Origin of the sequence: Mesorhizobium sp. M0045, from assembly GCF_040323385.1 — a bacterium.
GTDB lineage: Bacteria > Pseudomonadota > Alphaproteobacteria > Rhizobiales > Rhizobiaceae > Mesorhizobium.
Window position 1 is genome coordinate 1 of the sequence record NZ_JAMYUY010000074.1, and the last position, 656, is coordinate 656.

The window sequence follows — 656 nt, forward strand, 5'->3', positions numbered from 1 at the left end:
GCGCGCCGAGGAAGGTCAGCGTGCGCCAGTGGCCGTGCGGGGCCAAGCCGCGCAGCCGCTTGCCCTTCGGCCCCCAACCGCGCAGCGGAGCCATGTTGGTCTTGATCCAGGTCTCATCGATGAAGACCAGATGCTGCGGATCGAGGCCGGCCTGCCAAGAGCGCCATCGCTGACGCCTGCGGGCAATATCGGCGCGCGCCTGCTCAAGGGCGAACAGCGTTTTTTTTGAAGCTCAGGCCCTCGCGCCTCAAGAACATCCAGACCGCGTTGTGCGAGACCTTGACCCCGCGTGCGGCCAACTCATCCTTCAGACCGTGCAGCGTCAGATGCGGTGTCTCACGCAGACGCGCCTCGATGAAGGCACGGTGCGGCTCCAGCACCCTCTTGCGATGTCCGCCCATCTTGCCAGGCGCAACCGAGCCAGTCGCCCGATGGCGCTGCAACAACTTCACCGCCGCCGAAACCGAAATGCCGAACCGTTTCGCGGCCGACCGGCGGCTCTCGCCACCCAAAACCGCCGCTACAACACGTTCGCGAAGATCATCCGAAAGCGGTCGCGTCATCCGATGCTGGCCTCCACTCCAGCCAGCATCTTGAATCACAGAACCGACTGATCGGGAATCCCCTTCGATTCCGTCAAATCAGGAACCGCTCTA

Annotated in this window: 1 pseudogene; it reads right to left on the reverse strand. The window is 63.9% G+C overall.

Annotated elements, in window-relative coordinates:
• Positions 1-563: pseudogene (locus NKJ72_RS30930) on the reverse strand (transposase); the annotation flags it as partial.
• Between the last annotated feature and the right edge of the window lie 93 nt (positions 564-656).